Below are 7,355 nucleotides of genomic sequence, written 5' to 3' on the forward strand. Positions count from 1 at the left end.
ATGCCCTGTCTGCGGCAAACAAGAATTTAAAAACTTTTTGGTAGTAACCGATAATGCAGTCTCGAAAGAGAGTTTTGTGATTGTGGAATGTGAAAACTGTACGTTTAAGTTTACGAACCCAAGACCATCAGAAGAGCACATTGGTAAGTACTACGAATCTGAGGAATACATATCGCATAGCAACATTAAGACTGGAATTATTAACAGGGCGTACCATGTGGTACGCTCTATTACTACCCGGCAAAAAGTAGAACTTATTAACAGATACGCCACAGCAAAAGGCAGCATCCTGGACTATGGCTGCGGCACAGGAGTTTTCCTGACAGCTTGCAAAAAAGACGGTTGGGAAATACGCGGCGTAGAGCCTAACGAAAAAGCCCGGGAAATTGCAACTAAGAGTACGGCCAGCATTATAGCGCCATCGCTTACCGAAATAGAAGGAGAGAAGTACGAGGTAATAACGCTCTGGCATGTGCTGGAACACATCCATAAACTAAACGAGACCATGGACCAGATACTGTCGCTGCTGCAGGAGGATGGCACCTTGATTATAGCCGTACCTAATGCGGACTCGCACGATGCGCAACAGTACAAAGAAAACTGGGCCGCTTACGATGTGCCCCGCCACCTGTACCACTTTACCCAACAAACCATGAAGCGCTTTCTGAAGAAGCATAAAATGAAGCTGGAAGAGGTATTGCCTATGAAGTTTGATGCTTATTACGTAAGCATGTTAAGCGAAAAGCAGAAAGATGGGAAAACTAAAATGCTGAACAGCGTGCTAAATGGATTTAAATCTAACAGCTACGCCGAGAAGAACGGCAACGATTACTCGAGCTTAATTTTTGTAGCGAAAAGAAAATAAGCACAATTAAGTACACCTAATTAAGTTAAAAGTAAAAGGCAGGCGCAAGTTTGCCTCTTTTGCTTTATAATGATACCAACAACCTCCATGAAGTTTTTAAACCTGATCTTAGTGGCCATTGTGGCCGGCATTCTAACAGCATGTGCAACCGTAGGAAATCCGGAAGGAGGGCCGAAAGATGAAGTGGCACCAACACTTACCAACAGTAACCCTAAAAACGGAGAGTTAAATGTATCGACCAGAATCATTAGCCTGGAATTTGATGAGGAGGTACAAGCAAACAAACTAACCACAGAACTCCTGATTACTCCCAACACAGAAAACAAGTACACGGTTAAGACCAAAAAGAACCTGATGGAGCTGGAGTTCGAAAAACCATTGGAAGTGAATTCGACTTATACCTTTAACTTCAGGAACGGAATACAGGATATAACTGAAAAGAACGTAGCCAAAGGACTTAAACTTACTTTTAGTACCGGCACCTTTATAGACTCGAGTAAGGTTAGCGGCATAGTGGTGGAGCACCTGACACAACTGCCCGAAAAAGAAATTATAGTAGCTTTGTACCCGCTAACAGACTCGCTGAACATCCGGAAAAACAGGCCTTACTACCAGGCTCAGACAAATGCGGCCGGTGAGTTTATGTTTGAGAATGTGAAGGAAGGGGAATATAAAATATTTGCCGTTTTAGATAAGAACAACAACAACATTTACGATAACGAGAACGAGCGCATTGCTTATTTGCCAGAGCCAATAAGGGTAACACCAACTACCGATTCGGTGCGGCTACAGACCATCCGGATAGATACCAAAAAGCCACAAACGCCAAGCCGCGAAACTTATTTAGACCGATTTGTGCTAAATTATAATGAGGGCATCTCTCAGTTCTCTGCCAGACCAGAAGCCAGCGCTACCGATACTATGGTGTACAAAATTGGTCCGCAGGGTAAGTTAATCGAAATTTTTGAAGGAAACGGATTTACGGGTGGCAGAGCCATATTAACTGCAGCAGACTCAGCCGGTAACCTACGAATAGACACGGTGGCAATTAAGTTCGAAGGTAAAAGATCGCAACGCATAAAAGGAGCACAACTTAAGGAAGGCGGAATAGGAGGAGGCTCTGGTAAAGCTTTTAGAGCTGGCCAACAAGTAACACTGGAACTGGAGACACAGGTAAGGTTAACTGGCACCCCCATCACATTATTAGTAGATTCAGTGGAGCATAGCACCATAGCGGCCGATCAGATTACCTTAGATAAGACTGCTACTGAACTAAGCTTTGCCATGCCTGCCAGCGATAAACGCATAACCCAACTAATTGCCTCCTTCGATAGCACTGCCATAGTTCCTCTGAAAGGAGATCCAATTTCATTTCAGCCGGTAACGTTGCCTAAGGCAGATGATAAAGGAACTGGCAGCTTTAAAGGATCTGTTATTAGCGACTATACTTCTTACTTCATCCAGATTCTTACCAAAGAATTTAAGTTTGTGAGAGAAGTCAAAAATGTCAGGAATTTCGATTTTAAAAACCTGGAACCAGGCAGCTATATTATTAGGGTGCTGATTGATGAAGACAATGATTCTAAGTGGTATACCGGAGACCCGGACCTGCAACGATTACCAGAGAAGGTTTACATCTATCCAAAACCAATAGAAGTGAGAGCAAACTGGGAACTCGAAGCGTTAAAACTAGAGTTCTAAAATTGATAAAAATGAAAAGGAGAGGAGGCAGCATTGCCTCCTTTTTTGTTTCAGAGCTCTAAACAGCGATGTGGAAAGCTATAGCAAAAATGCCCAATACGTGAGCTGTAGCAGATATTTATATTATACTGTCCACAGCAGCATGATCAGTTTTTGTAACTGTACTGCCCGAGAAATAGAAGAATATCCGTGAAGTTAGCTGCATAGGGTACAGCATTATTAAAACAAATTACCCTTGACCAGATTTCATACTGTAAAGCTTTGGAAGGGTAAAACCATTAGAATAATTTCAGCTTGAGTTGACTGCTTAACCCGGATTTTAAAAGTTCATAAGGCGATCTGGCTTTCAGGACAAATAAGTGGCACACCTGAAAAATAAGCTGAAACAGTAGTGGCTGGAGCAATGGCTATTTATACTCCTGTTGCTTCAGACTTAAAGGCTAGAGAAAAAAGCACTTTATAGAATCAGCGGCAGTTTACTCTATAATTCTTTAATTAAGACGGTGAACAGAAGGAAACTTTATGAGCACTTTTTGTTACACTTAGTCTTTAAGCATTCTTCTGCAGGCCGGTAAATTTCCTGAACCTGGAACCTCACAAAAATCAGCGAATTAAAATGTAAAATTCCAGATAAAGGTAGCAATCCCGAACATCACTAAAATTTGTAGTATGTCCTCATAAGGATATTTGCCTATTTTCTGGTAAACCAATCATTATCAACTCCAGATCAGGAACAACTATATATGAACAGCGAGTAAGGTTACAGTTGGTTGTAGAATTGTTATAGCATCCGGTGCAACTTCAGATCCTGTAAATTCGATCTTAGCGAAATCTCCAGCTACTTCACATCAAAAATCAATAACAACATCTTTTCACAGGCTCATCCTTCACCAGCTTCTGTAATAGCATTTGGCCGTTGCAGGTCTAAAGTCTTGGCTGTTTGATAATGCTCCTGATCGTATCCGCAGTTAATTGCTTTTCAATAGCCCGACTCCCTTATCTGCTTATGCAGTTTAAACCTGAAGCCATTGTGCCATTTACTAATGGGTATATAGCAACCAACAATTATTTAAATGAATCAGCCCTTCCAAAGCTAAACTGGTCAAAATGCTTCAAGGGTAGCTGCCACTGCACATCCATTTTTTCTTCTACAGGTATCCTGACTGTACCGCAACTGCCTACAGATTTAAGGTTAAGCGATTGTAGCCTACAGTTGGTGCAGCTAAAACAATCGGCAGGCATATAATGAGCAACTAAGGCTCAGGAGGAGCCATTTTTTGTGCCAGGAAGCGCACTAATTTACACGCGTGGAAACAGAGAGAAGAAATTAACACAGAAGTGGGTATAACTGTGGATAAGCGTTAATAAAGGTGCGTAATAAAAAAGCTTGCATTACTCAAAACCTCCAAAACAAGGCCTTGCACATGCAGAAAGTGGATAGTGGTGCACAAATATGAGCAGAATTTACACTTATCCACCCAAATGTGTGCTGTGCAAAAAGAAATTAACACATATGCACAAATAGTGGACAACCAGGCTAACATAGTGATAAACAAAAAAGTAGAAGAAGACTTGGTGTGGGAAGAAAAGTGAAGAACTAAAACTAAATAAACAAGTTATGACCAAAGCAGTAAAAGAGGCAGAGTTATCAACTTGTTAACAGCCTAAATAATGGAAGAAGAATAGATTTAAGTTTTAAGTTTAAAAAAATAATTAATAATTAAAGTGTGTGGATAGGTTGAAAAGTCGGGAAGCTGGCCATAAAAGGATCAGAAACCAGTAAAAAAAAATACCTATATTTAAAAAAAACGAAAAAAAGCGACATGATATATTTGCTTAAGCTGACGTTCCCGTTTGAGGACCCCGTGCTGATATTTACGCTGGTGCTGCTCATAATACTGGCGGCACCCATTGTACTAAGCAAGATCAAAATACCCGGCATAGTAGGGCTAATATTGGCAGGCGTGCTGGTAGGTCCCAATGGTTTAAACCTGCTGCAGCGCGACGCCAGCATTGTGTTGTTCGGGACAGTGGGCCTGCTCTACATAATGTTCCTGGCGGGCCTCGAAATCGACATGATCGACTTTAAGAGGAATAAAAACAAAAGCCTCATTTTTGGAGCACTCACTTTTTTTATACCAATAACGATCGGCACCATCATCTTTTATTATGTGATGGATTTCAGGTGGCTATCTGCTATTATGCTATCGAGTATGTTTTCTTCTCATACACTTATTGCTTACCCCATTGCGAGCAGGTTAGGCTTAAGCAAAAACGAGGCAGTAACCATCACCATAGGCGGAACAATAGTAACCGACACGGCAGTGCTGCTGGTGCTGGCCATCATATCAGGATCGTCGCAGGGGGAGTTGGATGCCATGTACTGGATAAAGCTGGGAGGATCGTTGGCTGTGTTTGTTGCCATTGTCATGTATGTATTCCCTATGATAGCGCGCTGGTTCTTTAAGCAGATCGAAAGTGAAAAAGGAGCACAATTCATATTTGTGCTCGCGATGGTATTCGCTGCTGCCTTTATAGCCGAGCTGGCAGGTGTAGAAGCTATAATAGGTGCCTTCCTGGCGGGTCTGGCTCTGAACCAGCTGATACCGCACACATCAGCGCTCATGAACCGGATAGAGTTTGTAGGCAACAACTTATTTATCCCGTTCTTCCTGATAAGTGTAGGGATGCTTGTAGACTTAACTGTGCTGTTTAGAGGACCAGAGGCTTTAATTATTGCAGCCACCATTGTTGTCGTAGCCATCATAACAAAATATTTGGCAGCGCTGGTAACTCAGAAAATATTTGGCTACAGCATTTTGCAGCGTAACCTCATATTTGGTTTGAGCAGTGCACACGCAGCAGCAACACTGGCGGTGGTACTGGTGGGCTTTAACCTGGGCATACTCAACGAAGATGTTTTGAACGGTACAATAGTGCTTATTTTAGTAACGTGCCTTGTAAGCTCATTTATAACCGAAAAGGCAGGAAGAAGTCTGGCTATTGTGGAAAGCCGCAAAAAACCGAACTTAAGTGAAAAGCCAGACCGGATATTAGTACCTATCGCTAACCCGGCAAACATAGAGCGGCTAATAGACCTGGCCATTATGCTCAAGAACCCGGAGTACAAAGAGCCCATTTACCCGCTGGCTGTAGTTATAGATAACGAGCACGCAGAAGAAGAAATTTACAAAAAGAATAAGATGCTGCAGGAGGCCATTACACATGCCTCTGCCACCGATAACGATGTGCAACTGGTATCGAAAATAGACATAAACGTGGCAAGCGGCATTTTGCGTGCCATAAAGGAGATGATGATAACGGAGGTGGTACTCGGTTGGAATGCAAAAATCACGACCCGCGACCGCGTATTTGGCACCGTGCTAGACAGTCTGCTCGAGAACACAGAACAGATGATACTGGTGTGTAAAGTTATTCAGCCCCTCAACACCATTAAAAACATCGTTGTGTTTGTGCCCCTGAACTCCGACATAGAAGTAGGATACCTGCGCTGGCTGCGAACCCTCCGCTTACTGTCGGCACAATTGGGTGCAAAACTTGTGTTCAGAGGCAGAAAGCGTACCTTAAACAAAATAAAAAATACGCTCCAGACATCGAAGCCGGCAGTAGAGGCAAAGTACGAGATAATGGCCGATTTAGGAGAAGTCGAAAACCTAAAAGCCAACATAGCTCCCGACGATTTAATTGTGGTGGTATCGGCCAGGAGCCGAACTATTTCTTACGATAACAAAATGGATTATATTCCACGCATCCTTTCGCGCAATTACAAAGAGAACAGTTTTATCATAATTTATCCGGAGCAGCACCCGGTTATGTACCAGGACAATCAGATTAAAACAACTCATCACAAACACGAAAACAGGTTAGAAGCAGAAGACTAACAACACTACCAAGAGTAGTTCGGATGTAGTAACAAGCATCGTAATAATGAACCAGCGTAACAGAATTCAGGTTTCTTTGCCTTCTGTTTTAATAGATGAAACCGTGTAGCACGTTTGGAGAAGTAGGGGTGTGATATGTAAAGGTTAGATTATTGAAGAAAGTAGCTTCAGGAGCAATAGAAAAATCAGAAGAACCTTTAAATTAACAGGGCAGAAACAAAATTTTTAGTTTTATTAAAAACAAATGAACTGAAAATCTGCGGAATGAGTATTTCATTTATCTTTGCACTATTAAGATAATCAACATAAAAACATGATTAATAAAGACATCAGGTTAGGTAAAGGACTTGGTAAGATCAAGTTTGGCCTGACAATGGAAGAAGTTAAAGAACTGATAGGCGAACCTGAAGAAGTAGAGGAGTCAGATGAGGAGGATGAGTTTGAGCACGAGGCCTGGAACTACTGGGAAGAAGGCTACTCGTTATACTTCGACAAAGAAGACGACTACAAATTAAGTTGCATAGAGGTAGCAAACCGCGAGGTGCTACTTTGGGGCGACAGGATTTTTGAGATGAGTCCGGAACAGATAAAGCAGCTCTTTATTGACAACGAAATCACTGACATCGAAGAAGAAGAAATGGAGACAGGTGAGACCCGCGTTTCTTACGAAAAAGAAATGATCGACCTGTACTTCGACGACGAGCAACTAATAGCCGTGAACTTCGGTGTGTTTATAAACGATAACCTGGAAGTAGTTTGGCCGGCTAAATAAGCAGCCAGTTCCAACACATATTATATAGTAAAAACCGGTCGTGCTCGAGACTGTAAACGGAACTGTGTCAAAGCTATAAAATTATTAACTTAGCTTAAGCACAGTTACTATGGAG

The 7,355-nt window shown here is 42.1% G+C and carries 4 protein-coding genes; all 4 read left to right on the forward strand.

The genetic code is table 11. The features are described from left to right. The coding region (locus tag FVR03_RS23320; protein WP_147924183.1) for a class I SAM-dependent methyltransferase at window positions 1–865 on the forward strand (865 nt) is incomplete at its 5' end. Window positions 866–952: 87 nt separating this feature from the next. Further along, window positions 953–2,566, forward strand: a complete 1,614-nt coding sequence (locus FVR03_RS23325) for an Ig-like domain-containing domain (RefSeq protein ID WP_147924184.1) — start codon at window positions 953–955, stop codon at window positions 2,564–2,566. A 1,823-nt stretch (window positions 2,567–4,389) separates the two neighbouring features. Beyond that, the gene (locus FVR03_RS23330; protein ID WP_147924185.1) at window positions 4,390–6,468 is read left to right on the forward strand and encodes a cation:proton antiporter; all 2,079 of its coding nucleotides are present in this window, start codon (window positions 4,390–4,392) and stop codon (window positions 6,466–6,468) included. 313 nt (window positions 6,469–6,781) lie between these two features. Next, window positions 6,782–7,240 (forward strand): hypothetical protein, encoded by a 459-nt coding sequence (locus tag FVR03_RS23335; protein ID WP_147924186.1) that lies wholly within the window; start codon window positions 6,782–6,784, stop codon window positions 7,238–7,240. Window positions 7,241–7,355 lie beyond the last annotated feature (115 nt).

The organism is Pontibacter qinzhouensis (assembly GCF_008017455.1).
Lineage (GTDB): Bacteria > Bacteroidota > Bacteroidia > Cytophagales > Hymenobacteraceae > Pontibacter > Pontibacter qinzhouensis.

Excerpts from the sequence above, each read along its gene's own strand:
- FVR03_RS23325 (WP_147924184.1), top strand. The coding sequence starts at position 953 with ATGAAGTTTTTAAACCTGATCTTAGTGGCCATTGTGGCCGGCATTCTA.
- FVR03_RS23330 (WP_147924185.1), top strand. The coding sequence starts at position 4,390 with ATGATATATTTGCTTAAGCTGACGTTCCCGTTTGAGGACCCCGTGCTG.
- FVR03_RS23335 (WP_147924186.1), top strand. The coding sequence starts at position 6,782 with ATGATTAATAAAGACATCAGGTTAGGTAAAGGACTTGGTAAGATCAAG.